Source organism: Methylomonas koyamae (genome assembly GCF_019669905.1).
Classification (GTDB): Bacteria; Pseudomonadota; Gammaproteobacteria; order Methylococcales; family Methylomonadaceae; genus Methylomonas; species Methylomonas koyamae.
In genome coordinates, this window is sequence record NZ_AP019777.1 from 4,684,678 (window position 1) to 4,709,698 (window position 25,021).

General features: G+C 63.2%; 12 protein-coding genes. 2 read left to right on the plus strand and 10 right to left on the minus strand.

Translation table 11 applies throughout. The annotated features are described in order from the left end of the window. Positions 1-9: 9 nt before the first annotated feature. The 8 genes from MKFW12EY_RS21120 to MKFW12EY_RS21155 form a co-directional block, all read right to left on the minus strand. On the minus strand, positions 10-1,917 hold the full coding sequence (locus MKFW12EY_RS21120; protein WP_054763733.1) for a putative porin: 1,908 nt from the start codon (positions 1,915-1,917) through the stop codon (positions 10-12). A 790-nt stretch (positions 1,918-2,707) separates the two neighbouring features. Beyond that, complete coding sequence (locus MKFW12EY_RS21125; protein ID WP_221053715.1) at positions 2,708-3,382, minus strand: TonB C-terminal domain-containing protein; 675 nt, start codon at positions 3,380-3,382, stop codon at positions 2,708-2,710. Positions 3,383-3,987: 605 nt separating this feature from the next. Further along, on the minus strand, positions 3,988-4,392 hold the full coding sequence (locus MKFW12EY_RS21130) for an ExbD/TolR family protein (RefSeq protein ID WP_064021505.1): 405 nt from the start codon (positions 4,390-4,392) through the stop codon (positions 3,988-3,990). Between the two features lie 15 nt (positions 4,393-4,407). Beyond that, entirely contained in the window at positions 4,408-6,270 is a 1,863-nt protein-coding gene (locus tag MKFW12EY_RS21135) for a DUF2341 domain-containing protein (RefSeq protein ID WP_221053716.1), read from the minus strand. Then, complete coding sequence (locus tag MKFW12EY_RS21140) at positions 6,260-6,406, minus strand: hypothetical protein (RefSeq protein ID WP_157198258.1); 147 nt, start codon at positions 6,404-6,406, stop codon at positions 6,260-6,262. Before MKFW12EY_RS21140 ends, MKFW12EY_RS21135 begins: the two co-directional genes overlap by 11 nt. 18 nt (positions 6,407-6,424) lie before the next feature. After that, entirely contained in the window at positions 6,425-7,486 is a 1,062-nt protein-coding gene (locus tag MKFW12EY_RS21145; protein WP_221053717.1) for a molybdopterin-binding protein, read from the minus strand. Positions 7,487-7,793: 307 nt separating this feature from the next. After that, positions 7,794-9,419 carry a hypothetical protein gene (locus MKFW12EY_RS21150; protein ID WP_221053718.1) on the minus strand — a complete coding sequence of 542 codons (1,626 nt, stop codon included), beginning with the start codon at positions 9,417-9,419 and terminating at the stop codon, positions 7,794-7,796. Between the two features lie 25 nt (positions 9,420-9,444). Then, on the minus strand, positions 9,445-10,296 hold the full coding sequence (locus MKFW12EY_RS21155; protein ID WP_054763442.1) for a hypothetical protein: 852 nt from the start codon (positions 10,294-10,296) through the stop codon (positions 9,445-9,447). Positions 10,297-10,669: 373 nt separating this feature from the next. Between MKFW12EY_RS21155 and MKFW12EY_RS21160 the strand changes: the two genes are divergently transcribed. Then, on the plus strand, positions 10,670-21,040 hold the full coding sequence (locus tag MKFW12EY_RS21160; protein WP_221053719.1) for a filamentous haemagglutinin family protein: 10,371 nt from the start codon (positions 10,670-10,672) through the stop codon (positions 21,038-21,040). Between the two features lie 240 nt (positions 21,041-21,280). Here the strand turns inward: MKFW12EY_RS21160 and MKFW12EY_RS21165 are convergent, their stop codons facing one another. Further along, the gene (locus MKFW12EY_RS21165) at positions 21,281-22,450 is read right to left on the minus strand and encodes a glycosyltransferase family protein (protein WP_221053720.1); all 1,170 of its coding nucleotides are present in this window, start codon (positions 22,448-22,450) and stop codon (positions 21,281-21,283) included. A gap of 25 nt (positions 22,451-22,475) precedes the next feature. Further along, positions 22,476-23,882, minus strand: coding sequence for a hypothetical protein (locus tag MKFW12EY_RS21170; RefSeq protein WP_221053721.1), 1,407 nt, complete (start codon positions 23,880-23,882; stop codon positions 22,476-22,478). 150 nt (positions 23,883-24,032) lie between these two features. Here MKFW12EY_RS21170 and MKFW12EY_RS21175 point away from each other — a divergent pair, with 150 nt between their 5' ends. Further along, positions 24,033-25,010: a hypothetical protein gene (locus tag MKFW12EY_RS21175; protein ID WP_054763409.1), complete on the plus strand. Its 978-nt coding sequence runs from the start codon at positions 24,033-24,035 to the stop codon at positions 25,008-25,010. Positions 25,011-25,021 lie beyond the last annotated feature (11 nt).

The following is a 25,021-nucleotide window of genomic DNA, read 5'->3' on the forward strand; positions in this document are numbered from 1 at the left end:
CCTGCCCTCCTAGAACCGCGCATTCAAATCGACGTTGACGGTGTCGATGCTGTAGCGGGGACCGTCGATGGCGTCGGTGCTGAACCAGCGCAGGTTGAGCCAGGTGCTTTTGGCCAGGCCGTATTGCAGGCCCATCACCCAGCCCTTGGCATCGGTACCGCCCTGGTGGAAGATCGAGTCGGTGAAGGCGTCCAGCACCGCGTCGCGCTGCACGTAGCGATAAGCCAGGTTGACGTTCCAGTCGGCCCAGCGCCGCAGTTCCGGCACGCCGACGTCGACCCGCACCTGGTAGGCCTTGGTGCGCGGTTGCAGGTCGGTGCTGGCGAAGGCGGTGCCGAACTGGCTGAGGATTTTCTGCCGGTTGAAGCCCAGGTTTTGGGCATAATCGGCGGTGAACAGCACGTGGGTGTCGCCGAAGCCGGCGTAATCGAACATGGCCGTGGCATTGAACACCTTGAATTCGGAGGCCAGGCCGAACAAGCAGCCCACCGTGTCGGTGCAGTTGGGCAGCAAGGTGTTGGCGTCGCTGATCGCCACCATCGAGTTGCCCTTCTGCACGAACTGCGGTGCGGTCCAGTCGTAGGCATGGCTGCCGACCGGATTGCGCCGGGCCTGGACGTTGTGGAATTCGTAATACGACGCGGCCAGATTCAACCGCGAGTCCTGCCACACCAGCCAGTCGGCGCCGACCTGGCCGGCATACAACCATTTGTCGTTGACCGAGACGTCGATGTCCTGCAACGGGAATACGCCCAGCGTGACGAACAGGCTGTCCGGGGTCTGCTGGCCCTGGTTGATGCCGAAGCGGGCGGTCGGGTTCGGCGTTTTGTAGCCGGCCAGTTTGTTGCTGCCGCGATTGAACGGCAAGCGGAAGCTGCCGGCCACGCCTTCGAAACTCAAATCCGGGTCGAACACCACGTCGGTGGACAGGAACGGATTGATGATGCGGCCGGCATACAAGCTAAACCAGTTGGTCTTACGTTCGTCCAGGAAATCGTATTGCAGATAGGCGCGGTCGATGGCGAACTGGTAGGACTGGCCGGTGTTGCCCAGGGTCTGGTCGTTCGAGACGGGGTTGTTGATGTTGCTGGTGGCAAAGCGCACCCCGGCTTTCAAACCGTCGGCCAGGTTGGCTTCGAAGCCGAGACGGAAGCGTTCGCGTAGCCGCAGCCGGTCTTTTTGGTTGTTAATGATGGCCTCGTTCGGGTTCAGCGAGACCTGGGTGGTCAAGCCGGCCTGGTTGCCGGTGGCGGCACGGTTGATGGCCAGCCAGTTGTAGGGGCCGACGAAGTTGCCGGCCGCATCGAGGCCGACGTTCTCGACCCCGCCGGCGTTTTCTTTACCGTAGAACTCGTCGGCGAAACGGATACGGATATCGAAGCTGGGATGGATCGCCGCCACCCACTCCGGCAACGCGCCGGGAATGCCCCAGCCTTCGTCTTTGGCGTCGCGCTTCACGTCCTGCAACACCTCGGCCTTCAGTTCGGCGCGGACCTGGTCGCGGATTTCTTTTTTGACGAACTCGGGCACGTAAGCGACGTGTTTGGTTTTGCCGGTTTTACCCGCAACATTGGCCGGCTCGCCGGCCCAGTCGGCCGCGGTTTGGGCGGCGTCCGGGGTGGCCGTAGCCGAGGTTCCGCTATTGCCGGCCGGATTAGCAGCGCGCGCGGCATTGGCCGATTCGGCTTTGGCCTGCGCGGCGACCGCTTCCTGTTCGGCGGCCTGCACCAGGCCTTGGCCTTCATCTTGGTTAATCACGCCGCGCTGCACCAGCAGGTCGACCAGGTTGACCAGGGTGGATTTCTTGACCGGAATCACGGCGTCGGCCGGGGCCGGAGTGGCGGCTTGCGCCGCGCCGGCGCTGGCGGTCAGGCTGCCGGTCAAAACCAGGGCCAGGGATTTGCTTACGGTATTCATTTTGGTTTTTCGGTTATTGCTTGGTTTTCAATAGTTCGCTAGCCGAAGTAGCTCATGTAAGTCCGATTCGCGTCGGCGTCATCGGACGCCTGTGTTTTTAAGGTTTCGCTAGCGCGAAGCTTTTTTAATGTCGGGTCTCGGCCCGACAGCCGAGTGGCTTTTCTTTGTTTGGCCAAAGAAAAGCCACCAAAAGAAAGGCCACCCGGATGCCGCTTATTCCCTGCGCTCCACCGCTTTTATCGAGGGCCGGCAGAAGGGGCTTCCCAGCCCCTCCGCCGCCGTGCGGCATCCCTGCCGCACCCCTTCGGGCAATTCTCGATAAAAGCGGCGGTGCTCGGCGCGGCAAACGGGAGATAAAACCCTCCCACTACCGGCAGACTCACCGAACAACACGGGTAAATCTTCTGTCTGGATCGGTCCGATTGCCCCCAGCGCAATCGGACGCGGGGTTTTTAAAGGCTTCGCTACCGCCACAACGATTGAATACCGGTTCGCCGGTTGCTCCCCTTTGCCGCGCCGAGCACCGGCGGGTTTGGCAAGATCAGCCCGTCAGGGGCGCGGCAGGGAGGCCGCGCGTTTTCGGAGGGGCAGGAAGCCCCTTCCGAAAACCCTTGCCAAACCCGACGGCGCGCAGGATTCAAGCGGCAGCGGGGCGGCCTTTTCTTTGGTTTCTTTCTTTTGGCCGAGCAAAAGAAAGAAACCCGCTTGTCGGTGCGGGAACCGACATTAAAATCAGCCGTCGCGCCAGCGACACAACGCCATGCCCTACCAAGAGCTGAAGCACTATTGCTTAAACCCTCGAACTCAACCGTATCCGAATCGGCTGCGGCATGCTCTCCGGCGGCGGCCGGCCGACGCTGGCCCGCAGCCGCGGCAAGGCCGCACGCAGGGCTTGGTCGATGTCGGCCTTACCGCTGCCGCCGGCCAATTCACTGCGGCTGATGCGGCCGTCCGGGCCGACCCAGATTTCCAGGATCACGCTGTAGCCGGCTTGCGCGGCCGGGGTGTCGGTCAGCAGGTTTTGCAGGCCGGTCTCGACCTGGCGCTGGATCTGGCCGCCGTACCAGAGGATGGCGTTGCCGCCGCCACCGCCCAGGATCGAGCGGCCGCCCTTGCGGGCTTGCAGGCCAAAGCCGTCGCTGCCGGCGGTGCCGTCGGCATCCACGCCCAGGTCTTCGGCCGGCGGCGCTTCGTCCGGCTCCGGCGAAGGTTCGGGCTCGGGTTCCGGCTCGGGCTGCTCGATCTTTTCTTCTTTGATCTCTTCCGGCGGAGGCGGCGCTTGCTCCGGCGGTGGGGGTGGCGGAGGCGGCGGCTGGATCATCGTGATCTGCTGCACTTGCTTTTTGGTCTGCGGCGGCTTCTCGAACTTGTCCGCCAACCACCACACGCCCAGCGCAATCAACAGGCTCAACCCTATCCCCAACACCACCGGCAAGCGCCGCAGCCAGGCGTATTTGTTTGTCATCTCGTTTCAATCAGTCGTCGCCACAACGCCCAGTGCGCCGTGTTCTCCAATCCATCCGGCCGATACCCGGCCTGGTTTTCCCCCGGTTTGATTCCGCGCCGGTTTGATTCCGCGTGGGCGCTATTGGTGTCCACGGCACGCATCGCGCCATTCCGCGTGGGCACATAAACCGTGCCCACCCTACGTCCTGCTGAAGCCGAAGTCGGCGATCTGCCCCGGCGAACCAATAGGCGTCACCAATCGTTTAAGCCTTGCCGGAAACGTTTCACTTATTCCGGCCTACCGAGAGTTATTTCAAATATCGGGAGGCACCGTTGCCCCCTTTGCCGCGCCGAGCACCGGCGGGTTTGAACGGATCAGCCCGCAGGGGCGATGCAGGGATGCATCGCGTTTTCGGAGGGCTAGGGATAGCCCTTCCGAAAACCCCGTTCAAACCCGACGGCGCGCAGGATCAAAGCGGCAGCGGGGCGGCCTTTTCTTTGGTTTCTTTCTTTTGGCCGAGCAAAAGAAAGAAACCCGCTTGTCGGTGCGGGAACCGACATTCAATCCAGCCGTCGCGCCAGCGACACCTCTCCGTCAAATGCCTATCGCAATCCAGCCACTGCTCACTTCACTAACTTCTGCGTCACCAACCCCAACTGACTAATCTGCAACCGAGTCACAATGTCCAAGACCTCGATCACCTTCTGGTACTGCACGCTGGCGTCGGCCTTGACCACCACCGGCAGGTCCGGCGTCGCCGCCTTGTATTGCGCCAGCCGGGTTTCCAGTTCTTGCAACGACACCGGGTAGGTGTCGAGATAAACGCTGCCGTCCGGGGTGATCGAAATCGCCTTGGTCTTGGGTTTGGACAGGCTGGGCGTGCTGCTGGCCTTGGGCAGGTTGACGGTAATGCCCTGCACGGTGGCGGTGGTCATGATGATGAAGATCAGTAACAGCACGTAGGCCACGTCCAGCATCGGCGTGATGTTGATGTCGTCGTAAACTTTGCCTTCTTCTTCGACTTTCATGTTGCGTCTCCTGGCTTAGCGGGCGTTGGTTTGATGGGCGGCGGCCTGGCGGGCGGCGCGCATCGATAACAGGGCCAGAAATTCGTCGCTGAACACGCGCATGCCGGCGCTGATGTCTTTGATCTGGGTCAGCAGGTAGTTGTAGGCAAACAGCGCCGGGATGGCGACGGCCAGGCCGGCGACGGTGGCCAGCAAGGCGGCGGCGATACCGGGAGCGATGGAGTTGATGTTGACGTCGCCGCTGGCGGCGATGGCGGCAAAGGTGATCATGACGCCGACTACGGTGCCGAGCAGGCCTAAAAACGGGCCGCCGGCGATGGCGATGGTCAGCAGCACCATGTGTTTGTTCAGGCGTTGGCCTTCGTGGACGATCTGGCTATCCAGTTTGACCCGCAGGTAGTCCCAGGCTTCGCGGGTCACCACTTGGTCGGCACCGCCTTGCAGTTTGTTCAGTTCCTGGATCGCGGTGTGGTACAGGTGGTAGAGCACCGAACTTTGGAAGTGGTCGTGTTTGCCGACCAGGGCGGTCAGCCAATCGGAGTCGGCCAGTTCGTGTTCTTCGGCGGTTTCGGCCTGATCCAGCGCGCCGAGCGTGTTCGGGTCGAGCTGGCGGTATTGCGCCAGGAAGGCGCGGTTGTCTTTGCCGATGCGGTTGATGACTAAGGTTTTGCTGACCATGACGATGACGGCCACGATCAGCATGATCAGGGTCAGACCGATGACGACCCAGCCGTCGACGGTGACGTTTTGCACAATGACCATGAAGTGGCCGGCGTCGCCGCTGCCGTTGGATTCGTCCTGGCCGAAGCTGAGTACGGCAAAGTCGGGGCTTTGGCTGCGGTAGGCAAATTTGAGCCAGTCGGCGCTGCGGGCGGTGGCGGCGATTTGGACTTCGTCGAGCCAGCCTTGGTAGTTGTCGCCCAGGCGGATGCTCGGTTGGCCGGCGGCGAGTTGGGTTTTGACGCTGCCGACCGGGACGCCGTCCAGGTAGAGTTCGACGATTTGCGGCGGGGCGTAGCTGTTGGGGTTTTCGGCGGCTTTGGCGCCGGTGTAGGCGGCCAGGGTTTCCGGGCGCAGCACCAGGGCCACATGTTGCCATTTGCCCAAAGTCAGTGACGCGGCCGGGGTGCTAGCGCTGCCGGCCACGGCGGTCAGGGCGTTGCCTTGCAGGTTCAGACGCAGGTCCAGGCCGGGGGCTTGGGCGCTGAGCACGGTCGCGGCCGGGTTGGCCTGGTCGATCTTCAACCAGGTGGTGAAGGTCCAGCCTTTGCTGGGATCCAGCGCCAGTTGCGGCGCCGGGTTGACGGTAATCGGGCCGGCGCCGGTGAATTGGGCGGCGGCGCCGATCCAGCCGGCGGCCTGGATCGCGGCTTTGGAATCGGCGGCGTGGGAGCCGTAGGCGGTGGCGTCTTGCGGCAACGTCTCGGACGCATCGAAGTGGTAGACCAGGCCTTGGGCCACGTCGTACAGGCTGTTGCTATCCGAAGCGTCCGGGGCGTTGGCGTTGGCGTTGCCGTAGTAGAGCCAGAAGTCGTCGGTGGACACGCCGCCGCGCACTTGCGGCAGCTTGACCCAGACCAATCCGATCTCGCTCAACGCATCGACTTGCTCGACCTGGTAGGCCAGCGGGCTTTGCTCGTCTTTCAAGGCGCGAAAGTCGCGGCCGTTGTCGGCCAGTTCGGCAAAGTAGCCGAAGTTGCCGGCGTGCAGCCGCACCAGCACCGGCACCTCGCTCAGGGTCTCCTGCACGTCCGCCCCGGTCGCCGACGCGTCCACCGCCACCTGCCGCCGCGAACTCCAGTCGGCATTCCACCAGGCTTGGGCCAACGCCGGCAGTAATAACAGGCCGAAGGCCCACTTAGTTGTCCTAGACAGCATCGGTTTGTTCCCGGTTAACATTGTTGCTATGCAAAGTCAGCTCGGCGGCAATCGCGGAGCCATTGAGCCAGCCCAGAATCAGCGCGATCAGCACCAGGCAACAGAGCAATTTAAAGTCGGCATCCGTCAATTTCATGCGGCGGCCCGGCCCCGGTCAGGCTGCCAACGGTTTGGGCCGGCGCGCATGCCAGGCGCAGCCGAGCAAACCGCTCATCATCAGCAGCGCGCTGGCCGGCAACGGCACGGCGGCGACGCTGACCACGGTCAGGCCGGTCAGATTGGAGACGTAGCGGCCACCCTTGGCAACGTCGCCGGGGACCACCAATTCGGCAAAGCCTTTACTGCCCAACCCGGCGCCGACGCCATTGGCATACGCCACCAACACCGGAATATTGCCGAAACTCGGATGCAATTCGCCCAACGAAAAGATGGCCTGATAGCCGTCGGAACCGGTAGCGACGACGAATTTGCCGAGGATGTCGTTTTTCACGCTGGCGTCGGTGAGGATGCCGGACAGATTCAATAAGTCCCACAGCGAGACGCCGGTGAATGAGGAACCGGTCAAAGGCGGCGTCGCCACCGTGACGGTTTGCGCCGGCAAGGCCGCGGCCAGACTGGTAACGTCGTAACTGATCGAATTCGTCACCGCGCCGTCGATGCTGAACTGGTTGGAGACCCCGCCGGCGCCGGGCGTATAGGGGATGTGGCCGACGTAAAGACTGGACAGGTTGGATACCCAGCGGCCGGCTTTGACGTCGTCGGGCGCGACGATACGGGCAAAGCCGCTACCGGTCAGGTCGGCGCCGTTCAGTTTGTAGGCGATGATGTCGTTGTGGTTGCCGAAACTCTTGTCCATTTCGGCCAACGAAAACACGGCCTTATAACCGTCGCTGCCGGTGGCGACCGCGTAACCGCGCAGTATGTCGTTTTTCGGCACGCTGGGATCGGTTTTCAGATAGCTGCCCAAAAAGGCGCTCAACGACACGCCTTCGTAAATGCCGGAGGTCGTCGCTACCGTTTTTACCGCGGTCGGATTGGCGGCGGCATAGGCTTGCAACGCAGCCAGATCGACGCTGGCCGGGCTGCCGGCGTTCAGATAGCCGCCGAAGCTGAATTGGCTGGAAGTCGCCGCCGCGAATGCCGGATTGGCGACAGCCAATGCCATGAACAAGCCGAACAGAGCGGCCGGCCGGGTAAGTGTTTTTAGATCGAACATGTAATTGCGCCTCGGATGCGATTCAAGAAGCGCCGATGGCTGTCCGGAAGAACCTTGCCCATCGGCGGGAAGGAGGCACATCCTTGTGCCGCTCAAGCCTGCCAAGTCCTATGGCATCAACTTGAGTTGTTTGTTTGTTAACGCTATCTGGATATTCTCGATAGCTCGGGCACCGCCACCGACACCCTGTAACTCAGCGGTAGAAATTGGAGATTTCGATTCGAGCTTGCCAAAGGTTGCACGTCCCTGTGCGGCCCACGCCTACCCCATCGGATGGCGTGAACATTCCCATCGGCGCGGACCTGGCTTAGCGCAGTTCGACGCTGCCGAAGTCCGGATTGACCACCGGTATCGCGCAGGCATCGGGAGTGCCGTTAAGCGCGCGGGTGTAAGGCGTGACCGGATTGGCCGGATCCCAGGTCGCCGGCGGCATATGGCCGTTTGCGCTCAAGGCGATGTAACCCGCCTGGCCCCAACTGTGGTTGCTCAGATCGGAGTTGCGTGCCGCAATCGTGCTGGGCAGGCCGCTGTATATCGCCAATGCGTTCAAAGCGGCATCCTGGTTGGCGGTGACGTTGTTTTTCCAAGACAGCGCATACTCGCCGACCAGCGGGTAATGGCCCAGGAATACCTGTTCGCCGGTGGGCAGGGCGCCGTCGATTTTGATGAAGCGGTAGCTGGCGCTATTGCTGGCGTTACGCTCCGTGGTCTGGATGCCGATCGCCCATTGGTTGCCGTGGGGAACGCCGGTGGCCGGCGGATTCGGGAACGGCGCCGGATTGCTGGTGCCGAACCAGCCGTTAGTGCCGTTGTTGTAATCGCCCAAGCACCGATCCACCGCGCCCAGGCTGGTCGCATACTGAATGTCGGCAAACCCGCCCGGCTCGGCCAGTTTCGGCGACGAGTCGCCCAGGCATGGGCTTTTCAATATGTTGGACAACAGGGCCACTTGTTGGCCGGCGCCGTTTTCCCGGCGACAGACATGCACTGCGGTATCCAATGGATTGCTCAGTCCGGCCACACCAGCCGTAACGCCGTCGGCAACCACTTCCGGCAGCGTTTTTTCGGCACCGGCGGCTTTAACTTTCAACGTACTCCAATCGTAAAGTTGGCCGCTAAAAATACTGACCAGAATTTCCTTGGACAGGCTGGGTACGCAGGCCGGGGTTTCATTGCCCACCGTACAACTGGCCGGCAAGGTTCCGTTTTGGACTTGCGCATATTGCAGGGCGTTGCGCAGCTTCAACGTCACCGGCGTACCGATGATATGGCCGCCCAGCGCAAAGCGATTGTCCAGCGTCGATGCGTCGATATCGGTTTTACCCGGCGTCACGTTATCGACGCCGCGGAACGCGTCCGGCGTCACGTCCGAAGTCGCGGCCGTCGCCGAGATGCCGGAGGTCGCGGTAGTGCAGGAATAGTTCCATTGGTAACTCGCCCCGCCCGAGGAGTAAGAACCGTTAAACGCGGTACACACTGCCGTGGTCGGGTCTTTCAAGTAAGTCAGCTTGGTGCCGTTGGCCGCCGCGTCCAGACCGACGAACGACGCCCCCAAGCGCCGGCGCGAGATCCACAGCCGGGTTTTATTGTTGGGCGCCACGCCGCCGGTCAGTCCGGGAATTTTGGTGCTATCGGTGTAACAGTAAATCGCCGAGTACTCGTCGTTGGTCGCTGCGCTGTTGGCACCTTTGGTATGGAAATACACGTGGGTGGTGGTGCCGGTACCGGTCGGATTCGGATCGTTCAGGCACAGTGCGTTGGCCGGGGTGGTATTGTTGATCATGAAGCCGAAGGCCGGATCGTTGGATTGCGAGCCGGGAATGTACAGGCTCAATTGCGGGGCGCCGTCGGCCGGGGTCAAGGCCCAGGCGCTACCGGTCGCCGCCAGCGCCAATCCCAGGGCGATCAGGTTGCGGGATAAGGTGGTAAACATGTTTTGCTCCAGAAAACGAATTGAATTAAGCGGCCACGGTGCGGCGTTGCAGGCGTAGCGCGGCCAAGATGCCGCTCAGGAATAGCCAGGCGGCGCCGGGCACCGGCACCGGAGCCACGTTGGAAGTCCATACCAGTTTGGCGTTGGCGACGTCCAGACTCAGAAAACCGTCCAGCTTGTCGAACGCGGCCTGAGTACTGCCCAAAACCGTGCCGCCGGGGGAATGGACGAAGAACAAATCCAGATTCTGGTCCGGCGTTTCGCCGTTTCTGACCACGGCACTGCCGATCCACCCTGGAATACTCATCGTGGTACCCCAAGCCTTGTTGAAATAAGAAGTTGGGAAGGTGCTGGTCGTCACTTCGCTCAGGTCGGCCTCGAAATCGGCGGCCGTTGCGCCCGGATTTTGCGCGACTTGGGCGATGTTCAGAGCATTGGCTCTGTCCCGGACTTTGGTCGTCCAGGTTGCCAACGTTGTCATTGCGATGCCTCCCGGAGCGGATGCGCCCTCGCGCCGACTCAACACGACGCCATAGTTCGCGTTGCCAGTACCCAGATAGGAACTATTACCGGCAACGTTGAAGGTCAACGGATCGCTGGTCGAGCTGGCCCAATCCGCAAATTTCTGGTCCAGACTCCAAGTCCGCGACAGTTGTTTGCCGGCTAGAAAATCGTCCACCGTCGTACCCAGGTCGATGCTATAGGACGTTGTCGCCAGCGCATCCCAAACGTTCAGATATAACTCGCCGCTCGATCCGGTACCCGACGCCTGAATTAACGGCGCACCGTTATTGATTGCCGCGTGCGCAGTGCCGGCGCCCGCTACCAGACAGATTGCCGCCAGCCAGTGATAGCCTCGTTGCTGTATCAGTTTCATAAATTCACCTCATCCATTCCTTAAGGGACCGCAGTCCCGTTCATTGCCGTAAGCCGCATCGCCAATCCGGTAGATCCAGGTAACGGATTGGCCATCAGCCGTTTTGATCGGATGGCGCGCTGCCGTTATTCTCCGATGGGCATAACGTAAGCGAATTTCGTGAACTAGGTCAAATTCGACTTTGCAAATTAATTGATTGTTTCCAGGAAACAATCATACAAAACATACGGCACTTGGCGACTTATATTGAACTAAAGTCGGGTATTTGGCAGTTTTTGCGGCGTTACAATCGGGGCAAGCCCAATTCCGGGTTGCAGTTTCGATATAAACAAGCAAATATACAAACAACCCGACCGCAATTCAGGTGATTGAGATGAAACCGTTACGCGCGCCGATACCCGTCAACGAAACATCGCTGCGTGCCAGCATCGGCCGCATTTTGGCCGGCGGCGTGTTGGCGCTGTCCGGCGCCGGCGAAATCCGGGCCGACGCCAACCTGCCGCAGCCGCTGAATGCCGGCCTGACCCATCCGGAATTGCATCCCGGCATCAACGTCGGCCAGGCCACGGCCGATTACAGCGCCGACGGCCTGAAGCTGACCGTCAACCAGACCACCGACAAAGCCGTCCTGGATTGGCACAGTTTCGATATTGCCGCCGGCCACAGCGTGCAATTCGTCCAGCCCGGCGCGACCTCGATTGCGCTGAATAACATCCACCAACTCGACGCCAGCAAGATTTACGGCAACCTCAGCGCCAACGGCCAGGTTTACCTGGTCAATGCCAACGGCTTTATCTTCGGCAAAGAGGCTGCGGTCAACGCCAACACGCTGGTGGCGACGACGCTGAAAATCAGCGACCAGGTGTTCGAGAAGGGCATCAGTAAAGTCGTCGACGCCAATGCCGCGCCCGGTGCCGGCAATGCCGATCCGGTCGCGGCGCTGACGGCCGACGGCAGCATTTACCGCGAGCTGGGCAACGGCAAACGCGAAAAAATCCGTATCCTGGTGGAAGCCGGCGCCAAGGTCGCGGCGGCGGCCGGCGGCAGAGTGGTGATGGCGGCGCCGGACGTGGAAAACCGCGGCACTATCGCCGCGCCGGACGGCCAAGTCATATTGGCTGCCGCGACCGACAAGGTGTATTTGCAGGAAAGCGACGACGACAATCTGCGCGGCCTGCTGGTGGAAGTACAGACCGGCGGCGACGTCAAGAACGTCGGCAAAATTCTGACCGAGCGCGGCAACACCACGATGATGGGTTTCGCCGTGGCGCAACAAGGCATCGTCTCGGCCAGCACCTCGGTGGCGTTGAACGGCAGCGTGCGCTTGCTGGCCAGAGAGGGCGCCCGGCTGGAAGCCGACGGCAACCGCTATGTGCTGAAACCGGCCACCACCACCCGCGCCAGCGCCGGCGACGACGGCCTCGGCACGTTGGCCAGCGTGACCTTGAGCGACGGCAGCTTGACCGAAGTGGCGTTGGACGCCAGCGCCGGAACGGCGGTGGCCGGCCAAAGCCAACCGAAATCGCGGATAGATATCGCAGCCGGCCAGATCCGGGTCAAGGCCGGTGCGGCCGTCGTTGCCCACGGCGGCAACGTCAACCTGACCGCCAGCGAGGCGCCGGCCAAACCGCTGAGCCTGACGTCGCCGGAAAACGCCAGCACTATCGTGCTGGAGCAAGGCAGCAAAATCGACGTATCCGGCGTCAAGAACGTGCAAATGGCGATGTCCGACAATGCGGTCGGCGTCGAATTGCGCAACGACGAATTGCGCGATGCGCCGTTACAGAAGACCGGAATTCTGCACGGCAAAACCGTGTTCGTGGACGTGCGCAGCGGCACGCCGCTAGCCGATATTTCCGGCGCGCTGAGCAAAGTGCGGCACAGCGTCGAGGAACGCAACATCGACGCCGGCAGCGTCAATTTGAGTTCCGAAGGCCAAGCCAACGTCGAGCAGGGCGCCGATATCGACCTGTCCGGCGGTTCGCTGCACTATTTGGGCGGTCACGTCACCACGACCAAATTGGTGTCGGGCAGCCGGATCGTCGACATTGCCGCCGCCGACCCGAATCTGACTTATCAAAAAATCCTGACCGCCAGCCATTACGAAGCCGACTATTACCAAGGCGGCGACGCCGGCAGTTTGAACATCAAGGCCCGCGAACTGGCCCTAGCCGGCAATCTGAATGCGGCGACAGTGAACAGCCTGCACCAACGCAGCGCCGATAGCTGGGCGCTGGGCGGGGCGTTGACCATCGACACCGTTTGGTCCAAACAGCGCCAGCAAGATATCGTGTTCGGCCCCGGCACCGGAGCGGATTTGTCGGCCGCCGTGCCGATCTCCTTGAGCAATGCCCTGTTCAGCCGCGGCATCAACCGGATCGGCATCAACAGCGGCGGCAAATTGAGCGTGCCGCAAACTACGTCGCTGGTGCTGGCACCGGCCGGCAGCCTGAAGCTGCAAGCCGGCGAAATCGAATGGCAAGGCCGGCTGTTGGCGCCGGCGGGCGATGTCGGGTTGAAAACCGTCGTCGGCCAGGACCCGACCCGAAACCTGAGCGGGCAAATCCATTTGGCGGCGACGGCCGGCATCGACGCCAGCGGTAGCTGGATCAACGACGCCCTCGACAGCCGCAACCTGCAAACCTTGCAGGCGTTGACGCTTAACGGCGGCAACATCGCCTTGCACGCCCAGGGCGATTTGCTGATCGATGCCGGTAGCCGCTTATCCGCCAACGGCGGCGCGGCCCTGACCGCGAAAAACAAGATCCGGGCCGGAACCGGCGGCAACATCGAATTGGCCGGTGCCGGCATCGAACCCAGCCGGGTGGTGATAGCGGCGGCGCTGTCGGCCTACGGCCTGGAACAGGGCGGCAGTTTGCGCATTACCGCCAATGCCCTGCAAATCGGCAGCGCGGCCGGCTCCGACGCCAACACGCTGTACCTGGACTCCGCCCTGCTGGCGGCCGGCGGTTTCCGCAGTTACCGGTTGACGGCCAACGCCGGTAATCTGGCGTTGGCCGCCGACAGTAGCATCCGGCTGCAACAGCGCAACTGGCAACTGAATGCCGCGGCGATTCATGCCGCGAGCGGCAGCGATTTAAGCCAACTGGTGCATTTGGCCGTATTGCCGGACGACCAGCGTTCCGCCGTCGATCTGAGCCTGAATTTGCTGCACAACCCGTCGATTCACGGCGGCTACGACGCCGACCGCATACTCTCTATCGCTGCCGGGGCCGTTATCGCCGCCGATGCCGGCGCCGAAGTCGGCCTGACCTCGGACACCGATATCCGCGTCGACGGCACGATTCGCGCCCCGGCCGGCAAAATTGCGCTGGCCTTGACCGCCCCACCCAGCGCGATTAAAGCCGTTTACAACCCCGACCAGGCGATTAGCTTGGGCAACACGGCGTTACTCGACGCCGGCGGCACCTTGGTACTGACCGCCAACAGCCTGGGCCTGAAGTTGGGCCAGGTGCTGGCCGGCGGCACGGTCAGCCTGACTGCCGATCGCGGTTATCTGCTCACGGCGGCCGGCAGCCGGATCGACGTTTCCGGCAGCCAAGCTCAAATCGATATCGTCAACGCCGCCGGCAAAGCCAGGCCGACTATCGGATCGGCCGGCGGCAACATCAACCTCACCGCCGCCGAAGGCATGATTCTGCAAGGGCAACTACGGGCCGCGGCCGGCCAAGGCCAGGCCGCTACCGGAACCACGCGCCCGGCCGGAGGCCGTTTGAGTGTGACGCTGGACGCCCAGCGCCGCGCCGAACCGGAGGACACCGTCTTTACCACCGGCGACCGGGTCATCCATATCGGCGCCGTGCTGCCCGCTTTGCCCGACGCCGGCAGCTTGGCCGCCGGCGGTATCGACCAGAGCCTGAACGGCCAGGCTTACCTGTCCGCCGCGCAAATCGCCGCCGGCGGCTTCGATGCGTTGGCGCTGACCGCAGCCGTGATCGAACCCGACCAATACGCCGATACGCCGCTAGTGCCGGAAGCCGGTGCGATCCGTTTCGACGGCAATGTCGAATTGGCGCTGGCGCACAGCCTGATCCTGGACGCGCCGCTGATTAGCGGCAACGGCAAGGTGGCGCTGTCCGCCAATACCTTCCGCCTGGGTTCGAGCCTGAACCGCGCCGCCCACGGCAAACTGGCCGGCGCATCGGCCGCAGCCGATTTCAGCGTCGCCGCCAATCTGATCGAGTTGCAGGGTTCCAGCCAGATCGACGGCTTCGGCCAAATCCGCTTCAGCAGCGCCGGCGGACTGCGGCTAAGCGGCGTCAGGCCGAACGGCGAAGCCGATTTGGCGGGCAGTTTGGAGGTCGCCGGCAATCTGACGCTGGCCGCCTGCCAGGTTTATCCGACCACGTTCAGCCGTTACCGCATCGCCATCGACGCCGACTTGAACCCGGACGGCACGCTGGACATTCTGCCCGCTGGCGGCGCTTGGGCCACGCCCTATTCCGCGGCCGGCGCACTGGCCTTGAGCGCGCCGCATATCACCAGCCGCGGCGTATTGCTGGCGCCCTTCGGCAGCATCGATTTGCAAGCCGGCAAAAGCCTGACCCTGGCCGCCGGCAGCGTGACCTCGGTCAGCGACGACGACGGCATCGCGATTCCGTTCGGCCGCAGCCAAGGCGGCCTGGATTGGACCTATCCGTTGGGCAATTACCGCAACATTCAAAACGGCACTCCGCAAAAAACCATTACGCTGGCGGCGCCGGACATCGATCTGGCGGCCGGCGCCAAGGTCAACCTGAACGGCGGCGGCGAGCTGAGCGCATTCGAATTCATTGCCGGTCCGGGCGGCAGCCGCGACGTACTGGATACCAACGGCGCCTACGCCATCGTACCGGCCTACCGTTTCGAGTATGCCGCCTACGATCCGCTGGAATTCGCCGCGTCCGGCTTGACGCCGGGCGACAGCATTTACCTGAGCGCCGACAGCGGCCTACCGGCCGGATCTTACGTACTGTTGCCGGCGCATTACGCATTGCTGGACAACGCCTATTTGATCACGCCGCAAGCCGGGACCACCGATATGGCGGCCGGCACGACCGCTGTCCGCAGCGACGGCGCCAGTATCGTCGCCGGTTACCGTTATCTGGCCGGCACCAATGTTGCAGACAGCCGCTGGTCGGGTTTCGCGGTCGAACCCGGCGCTATCGCCCGCACCCGTTCCGAATACCAGGAAACCACTGCCAGCCGCTTCTTCGCCGCGGCCGGCGGCGCGGGCTTGCCCAGCGATGCCGGCAATCTCGGCCTGGCCGCGCAACGCAGCCTGCTGCTGGCGGCCGACATCAGCGCTACCGCTGCGGCCGGCGGCCTGGGCGGCATGCTCGATATCGGTGCCGACCGGCTCACTGTCGTCAACCAACGCAGCGCACAGCCGGGCGCCGGCGTCGAATTGCTGGCCGGCGAGCTGAACCGGCTCGGCGTCGACAGCCTATTGCTCGGCGGCCGGCGCAGCCGCAACGGCGCCGGCACCGAATTGGCGGTGACGGCCGACCAGGTCGCCATCGCCGCCGGGGTCGAGTTGCATGCGCCGGAAGTGATTCTGGCCGCCAGCGATACGGTCCGGGTCGAGGCCGGGGCCGCCATCGCCGCCAGCGGCAAGTTGAGCCGGAGCGACGCCCGCTTCAACGTCCGCAACGCCGACTTCGGCAGCGACGGCGCTTTGCTGCGGGTCTCGGCCGCCGGCCAGGCCGGCGTATTGCGCGCAGCCGACGGGTTGACCGGTTCGGCCGGAACCCTGGACATTGCGGCCGGCGCCAGCTTATCGGCCGCCGGTTCCATTTTGCTGGACGCCAGCAAGGACAGCCTTTTCGCCGGCAGCATCGCGATGGAACGCGGCGAACTGGCGCTCAGTTCCAGCCGCATCGCGCTGGGCGCGGCTAACGGCAACGGCGGTTTGCAATTGTCCGAGGCCGCATTGAACGCGTTGCATGCCGACAAATTAGTATTGAACAGCTACGGCGCAATCGACATCGCCGGCACGCTGGCCTTGCAGTTACAGGATTTGACGTTGAACGCGGCGGCGATAAACGGTTACGCCGGCCAAGCCGGGCAAATCGCCACAATCGACGCCAAGCGCATCACGCTCGGGAACGGCACCGGCGCGGCCAGTGCGGAACTGGGCACGGGCAGCGCCGATTTGGCGTTGAGCGCCGACACCTTGACGCTGGCCGGCGGCAACTACGCCTGGTCCGGATTCGGCACGGTACGCTTGACCGCGCGTGATGCGCTGGTCGACAGCGGGGCCGCGGCCATCGACGCCCATAGCGACCTGGTGGTCTCGGCCCCGGTCTGGACCGCTCGGGCCGGCGCCAACACCACCTTGAATCTGGCCGGCCACAGCCTGACGACGCTGGCCGGCGCCGCTGCGAACACACAGGACGCCTTGGGCGCCCGGCTGACGCTCAACGCCGGCTCGATAACCCACGCCGGCCGGATCGAGATGGCTGCCGGCGTGGTCAAACTCAACGCCGACGCCGACTTGAATGTGTCGGGCAGCATCGATACCTCGGGCCGGGACGTCGATCTGGCCGGCAACCACATTTATACCGGCGGCGGCGGCATTGCGCTGAACTCGGCCGGCGGCAACCTTAACCTGGCGGAAACGGCCGCATTGAACGTCTCCGGCAGTCCGCTCGGCGGCGACAGCGGCAGCCTGATTTTGTCCGCCGCCGCCGGCAAGCTGACGTTGAACGGCACCTGGTCCGGGCGCGGCTACCAAACCGCGGTTGGCGGCAATTTCGCACTGGATGCGAAAACCGTCTCGGTAGCCGATTTCTCCGCAATCAATGCCTATTTGGCCGGCGGTGGCTTCGACGGCGACATCGGCCTGCGCCTGCGCAGCGGCGACTGGAGCATAGCCGCCGGCGATACGCTGGCCGCGCGCAATATCGCGATCAGCGTCGACCGGGGCCGGCTGGACGTCGCCGGCAGCCTCGATGCCAGCGCAGCGCAAGCCGGCGCGATCCGATTAGCGGCCGGAGACGAATTGCATGTGCTCGCCGGCGCCCGCTTGCGGGCGGTCTCTTCGGCTGCCGGCAAAACCGGGGGTTCGCTGGCGTTAATTGCACTGGATGCCGACGGCGACGGCCGCCACGGCGCCAGCATCGCCGGCGGCGCGCAGATCGACGTCTCCGGCGGTGCGGGCGGCAAAGGCGGCAGCGTCGACCTAACGGTCGCCCGCACCGGTGCCGACGATGCCGCCGTGGCGATTGCGCCCGGCACGGTTGCCGGAGCCGCTATGCAGCGGGTCACCGCCACCGCCCAATACCGCGATGCCGTTCTGTCCAACAGCGCGATCGCGCAGTGGCGCGACCAGACCGAGGCCTATATGGCCGCCGCCGGAAACAACCAGGCGCTGAACGCGCGGCTGGGCGGCTTCAGCTTGCAGCCCGGCCTGGACGTACAAAGCCAAACCGATTTGACCTTGGACCTGGCCCAATCGTTGAAGTCGGCCAGCTGGACCCAGGTCGGCAGCGGCAGCAAGCCGATCTGGTCCACCCAACTCCCGGACAGCGCCGGCTTGATCAACGCATTGCAGCAAGTATCTAAAACCGGCGCGATCGGCAAAAGCTTCAACAATGCCGGCTCGATGCTGGTGACCGCGTTCGAAGACGGCAGCGTTAGCTACAGTCTGGCGGATAACAGTTATTACTACGATGCCAATCCGCAGTCGCCGACCTACCGCACTTTATTCGTGCAAATCGCCGGCAATCCGAAAAATCTCAGCGATACGCTGGTCGCCCACAACGGTTGGGATTTCAATCTAGCCGCCAAAAATGGCGCCGACTGGCGTTACGGTGCCGGCCAAACTCCCGGCGTGTTGAGCCTGCGCAGCGCCGGCAATCTGGCGATCAACCAGAACTTGAGCGACGGCTTTGCCTTATACGACGACAAGCAGTTGGCGGCATTGCTCGGCCAAAGCTCCTGCTTCCAATGCTTGCGCACGCAAGTGCTGCAAACCGGCCTGTCCTGGAGTTTCGACCTGGTGGCCGGCGCCGACTTGAGCGCCGCCGACCCGTTGGCGGTACAAATTTCGTCGGCGGCTGGCAACCTGACCATCGGCAGCGCCACGTCGGTGCGCACCGGCACCGGCGCAATCAATGCCGCGGCGGCCGGCGACATTCGGCTGGCCGACTCGTCTGCGACGATTTATACCGCCGGCCGCACCAGCATCGACAACCGCTGGGGCAACCTGAACCCCGCGGCCATCAATGCCGGCTTTTTCGTCGAATACCCGTTCGACGGCGGCAACATCGGCCTTAGCGCCGGCGGCACCGTGGTCGGCGCCGCCAGCAACCAGTTCATGTCCGATTGGCTGCAACGCGCCGGCAACTGGAACCCCAACGACGGCATCGGCCCTCAGGACCGGCCGACAACGTGGGGCATCATGTTCGACGGGTTGGGCAAAGACACCAACAACTACAACATCAACAATAAACTGGGCTTCCGGGAAAACGTCGGCGCCTTGGGCGGCGGCAACGTCAGCGTCAAAGCCGGCGCCGATATCCGCGATCTGTCGGTGATGCTGCCGACATCGGCCAAACCGGTTGGCGACGCCAGCCACAACGAATGGCAGGTTTTGGGCGGCGGCGACCTGACAGTCGTGGCCGGCGGCGATATTGCCGGCGGCGTGTTCTACGTCGACCGGGGTTCGGCTACGTTGCGCGCCGCCGGCGCGGTCGGCGGCGGCAGCCAGTTCAAGTCCGGGCCGGCGATCGCATTGGGCGATGCCCGGGGTCGGGTCGAAGCCGGCAGCGGCATCGAAATCGGTTCGGTTTTGAATCCGCTGGCGTTGCCGAAGAAAAGCTTCCTGTACGGCAGCAGCTATTTCACCCGCTACGGCAGCGGCAGCGGCATCGCCTTGCAAACCCTGGCCGGCGATTTGGTGCTGAACAACGATACCAAAACCATTGCCCAGGAATATAAGGTACTGAAGCAGGACCCGAAAATCGTCGGCAAAATCAGCGCCGAAACCTTTTTGGCCAGTTCCGACCTGCCGCTGTTGGCGCTTTATCCGGGAGATGTCAGCGCCAGCAGTCTCAGCGGCGACCTGAAAATCAACGATTCGATGAGTTTGTTTCCGGCCGCCGGCACCAGCCTGAATTTGCTGGCTTACGGCGACCTGGCTATCGGCAGCGAAGCCGCCGCGCTGGCCGGCGGCGAGGTTAGAGGCACCACGGTCAACCAGCTCGACGTCGATCCGGCGAAGTTGCTGTCGCCGGCGCAGCCGGCCACCACAGCCGGTGCCGCCACCCAGTACCTGTTTACCACGGTCAAATCCGGCCAGGAACAACTGGTGCACGCGGCCGTGCCGGTACATTGGCTCGACCAAAGCCGCAACTTGATTGCCGCCGCGACCGGTAGCCTGCTCGGTTTCGGCAATGCCACCTTGGCTACGGCAAAAGCCAGCGAGCTTTATGCCGGGCTGGATTTGGCCAATCTGAATCTGAAACTGCAGAATCTACACGCGGACGACGAGACCCGGCTGCTGGTAGGCCGGGACTTGGTTTATCCGATCGTACGCGACGCCGTATTCGGCAGGGTCGAAGGCGCTTCGGCCGGCCTGGAATTGGCCGGCCCCGGTTACTTGCAGGTATGGGTGGGCCGCGATGTCGATTTGGGCAGTTCGCTCGGCATCACGACGGTCGGCCCCAGCTACAACCCGGCATTACCCGCCAGCGGGGCCAGCATCGTGGTATTGGCCGGCAGCAGGCTGGGCAGCGACCCGGCGCCGCTGAACGACTTTCTGCACTATTACGTCGAGCGCGGCAGCTACCATGATCTGGCGGCGGAATTGGACCGGCAGACCGGCAACGGCGGCCGGCTGGCGCTGGCTTTGCGGATTTTGTTCGAAGAAATCCGGCTGTCGGCTCAAGCGGCGGCGACAAGCGGCGGCGCGGTGCGGGACGCCGCTTACCAGCGCGGCTACGCTGCCATCGCCCGGCTGTTTCCGGACAGTCCCGGCGGCGACATCGAATTGTTTTTCAGCCGGATTCAGACCTTGTACGGCGGCGATATCGATCTGTTGGCCCCCGGCGGCATGCTCAACGTCGGCCTGGCCTCGCTGCAGGGGCTGGACAAAACCGAAGACGAGTTGGGTATCGTCGCCCAGCGCGAAGGCCATGTGAACGTACTGGCCAACGGCGACGTGCGGGTCAATCAATCCCGGGTGTTTACGCTGGACGGCGGCGATATCGCGATCTGGTCCTCCACCGGCAATATCGACGCCGGCCGCGGAGCCAAAGCCGCCATCGCCACGCCGGCGCCGAAAGTGACCCGCGATGCCAACGGCAATCTGGTCGTCGTGTTTCCGGCCACGGTGTCCGGCAGCGGCATTCGCGCCCAATCCGGCTTTAACGCCAACCGGATCGGTAACGTCACGCTGGCGGCGCCGAAAGGCGTGGTCGATGCCGGCGAAGCCGGCATCGGCGGCCAGAACGTGACCATCGCCGCCACGGCGGTGATCGGCGCCAGCAACATTCAGGTCAGCGGCAACAGCGTCGGCTTCGGCCAAACCGTGGCGGCGCCGGCGGTTCCGCTGGCCGCCGCCAGCGCTGCGGCGGCGGCCAGCCGTTCGGCAGCGTCCCAAGAACCGACCGCCAGCGGCCCGGACGATAAACCGGCGGCGGGCCGCTCGGTCAAAGCCGCGCTACTGGACGCGCAAGTCGTCGGTTTCGGCCAATGCAGCGTCGCCGACGTAAAAGCCGGCAAGCCGGGCTGCAGTTGACCCGGTGCCGCATCCGGCGGCTCGACGTTACCCGGTGGACCTCCGTGCCGCGGCCAATGCCGTTAAATTAGGCTATGTTCGCGTTAGTAGTTGGCGTCGCCCCGGCACACCCAAAGGGCACAAGCGGATTGCCGGGGCCCAGAAGCCACGGATGGCAAAGTTTCAACACATCCTTGTGCCCTCGATCCCGGCAATTCACTTGTGCCCTTTGGGTATGCCGTAACGACCAATTTTCTTAACTTAATCAGACTGGCGCACCGAGGCGACGGCCTCTTCTACGATCAAGTCCAGCGCCGGCTTAAGGTGGCGTTGCGACAAGCGCAACGCCAACGATTGGGCAAGGGCGGCCAAAGTGGCATTGGCCGCGGCGCGGCCTAGCGTTTGCACGATAGCGGCAGCATCCCACGGTCTATCGATTCGAACCGCGATGCCCAGCTCGGCCAGTTGGTCGGCGACCAGGGCTTGTTCGACATAAACCGGAAGCAATAGCTGCGGCCGACCGGCTGCCAGCGCCGCATCCGCCATATCGATGTCCCCGGCATGCAGTACCAGACTGCAGTGGTTTAATTCCGGCATTAAATCGCAACGGCCAACGCTCAGTTCGACCGGCGTTCCTGCCAGCGTTGCCGCCAAGGCCGGCGGTGCGTTCGGTACCTGAATCCTGGATGGCACACCGGCGCTAACCAAAGAATGCAGGATACCGTCCAAATCGGGATGGTCCGGCGCCAGTCGGCCAAAGATCGCCGGCTGTGCGGGCAGTGCCGCCGGCCGGCCGGCCGGCAACGGTCCGGCCAGGCTATTTAGCCGGTACTGGGCATAAATATCCAATTCTCGATGGCAATAGACGACGTTGGCCCGGACCGCAAACGCCTCGGCAATGGAGCCCGGCCGGCTAGCGCCGCGCGCAACCAGCGCCTCAGATAGCGCGGCCAATAATTCCGTGGCTTCGACCATGGGTTCCAGATCGTCTCGAAACGGCGGCAAGTCGGCGCAAGCGAGCGGCGGCATCGTATAACCGCTACCCAAGCACACGACCGGCAAACGCCCGCGCGCCACCAATTGCGCCAGCGGGGCGAAATCGGCAATGACCAAGTCCGGAGCGCAGGCGGCCAAGCGCATATCTGCTGCATTCAGCATCCGGGTTAAAACTAGCGGCGAGGCGAATCCGACGCTGGCCAGCAAATCGGTATAGGACGCCGCCCGCTCGGCGCTGAACGGGGCGACGCTGTTCAGCCGCGGCCAGGCTATAGTCGGGAAGAACTGCCGGTAATACGCCGCCAACGGCCTCGGCAGCGCCAACCGGCAATGGAATCCGGCAGCGGCCAACCGGCGCGCAATCAGGCATAAGCGTTCGGCATATTCGACGCCGCCGCCCATTTCGTTGACCAACAGCACGCGCGGGCGAGTCACGTCGGCGCCGCAACCGGTTTAATTATTATTTAGGGCCGACTGGGCTGGTCGACACCGCATAGCGCTGATTGCTGCGCATGTTTTTGATTTGCTGGACGAAGGCGTTGGTCTCTTCGGGTACTAGCGAATCGGGGTCGGAGCGGCGGTCGCGGCCGATCAGCGTGGTCGGCTTGCCGAAATAGAGACGGATGCCGGCCTGGCCCATAGCGTAGTCCTGGCTGCCGTAGCCGCCTTCGGCAAATAAAGACAGGCCGGACAGCACTTCCAGATTCGGCCGGTATTCGACGCCGCCGCGGATCAGATTCTGCCCGCCGAAATGGTCGGCCGTGGCTTGCACGGCCAAATCGTCGGTGGCGTAATACTTTAATTTGAGTTGGCCGTAGCCGTCGCCGTTAAGCGTGCCGTCCTGGTAGCCGCCGCGCCCGCTCAACGTGAAGCGGGACAAATACCACTCGCCTTCCAAGCCGGCCCGATGCATGAACGCATCCGCCACGACCGGGATATTGCTAGGGTTTAAAAAGCCGAAGTCGAAGTCGTGCCAACGGTGGTAGCTGTAGGTCAAGCCCAACAAGCCCACGCTGGGGTCGCGCCAGAACAAATGGGCGCCGGTGCCCCAATAGGCGTTGCTGTCGATGGAGCCGGCGCCGGCATCGATCTGCAAGCCAAAGGAATGGCCTAGCGGTGCGGTAACGCTGCCGAAACCGATACCGCTGCCTTTGCCGTCGAAACTGCCGCCGCTGGCGCCCAATTTGCCGTTCAACTCCGAAACCGCCGGTTCGGCCGCGGCCGGCTGCGCCATATTCAGAAAACCCAGCCCCAGAATCGCGGCAATCAGCGGTTTCAAGCGGAAGCGAAAGCCGGCAAAGCGGCCAGCCGGTGCCGACACTTCTTGCCGGCAGGATAAGCGGTCCACAACCGCCGGCGCACCGGCGCCGGGTAAGGCCGGCAATACCTGCGGCGGCTGGACGAACTCCGCTCCGCGCCGGCCGGCTTCTTCGGTCAGCAATACCTGGAACTGGTTCAGCCAATCCCCGCCGGCCGTATCCTCCAGATAGAAAATCCGCCGTTTGGGCTCGAAACCGATCCGGCCGGTCCAGCCTTCCCCTCGCAGCGCGTTCGCGGCCGCGGCCGCGGCTTCGGCCCGGCGTAGCGCCAGGGTCGGATCGAACAGCCATTCGCCGCCCTGGCCGAACAAGTGCTCGAGGTTCTCTACGCCATCGGCGGACGACACATCCACGACGTCCAGAGCGGCGAACGCATCCTCGAACGCCAACTCGGCTAACGCCTGGAGGCTTGCCGCCGCATCGGCGCCGGCAATGCCGAACACCAGGCGCGGACCGGCGGCCGTTGCCTGCAGGCGGGCAAACAAAATAGGTGTGCTATAACGGTTGCAAAATTCGAGGATGGCTCGTCGTAACGGTTTTTTAATCATGGCTGGTCCCGGTTTGAGCTGGTTAGGAGGTAGGCGGCCGGGCGGAGCTTAGGCTGCCGGCGTGTCGAAATATCTTACAGATTTTAAGAAATAGCAAATACCTTTCAACCTTAGTCCGAAACGCTTGGTTCACTGTCGGATCGCCCATATATGAATTCTGCCGATACCGAATCCGGCCGCAGCAACGCCAACCGCGGCTTGCCGCCATTAACCTGCGCATGCGGCCGTTGCGGCCGACTGTTAGCCTACGAGGACCGGCTGATGCTGGCGGAGCTGACGGTTTGCGACGCATGCTCGGATGCATTTTCGCTATGCGTCGACTGCAATGCCTGGACGCTGTTAACGGAGCTGGAGGCCGAAAACAGTTGCAGCGCATGCCGGCAGGCGGCTTTGCCGATACAAGCCTACGCTTACAAACCGGAGCCGGTATTTTTCGGCACCGGCTCCAAGCTGTTCCTGGGTTTGGAATTGGAGCTGAATCTGGAAGAACGCAGTTGCGACCTACCCACCCTAGCCGGCGCCTGTTTGCAGATATTGCCTTATTGCTACGCCAAGAAAGACCGCAGCATCCGCTACGGATTCGAATTGGTCAGCCACCCGGCGACGTTAAACTACCACCGGACGGCATGGGCGCAAGCGCTGCCGGCCTGGAACCGGATCCGGCAAACGCACCGGTTTTGCTGTGCCGGCCAGACCGGCATACACGTCCATCTATCGAAGGCGTTTTTCAGCGCCGCCGAACTGGCCAAGCTGGTTTATTTTTGCAACCAGCCGACCAACCGCGATTTTCTGGCCGCCATCGGCCAACGCCCGCTCGGCCATTGGTCTCGAAGCGAAGCCGGCGGCATCAAACAGGCCTTGAGCGGCGAATACGACCGCTACCGGGTATTGAATTGCAATCCGGCGGCGACGGTCGAACTGCGCTTGTTTAACGGTTCGGAACGCTGGGAAGACATCTTGAAAAACCTGGAATTCGCCGACGCCATCGGCCATTGGATAAAACAGCCGGACTGCCGCCCCGGCTGCGATTACCGACATTTTCTGGCATGGCTGCTGGGCAATCCTCAGCCCAGCGGCGGCTATGCCTGCCTGTCGGATTTTATCCGGCAGCATATCGATTTGTTGTAGCCAAGCCGCAA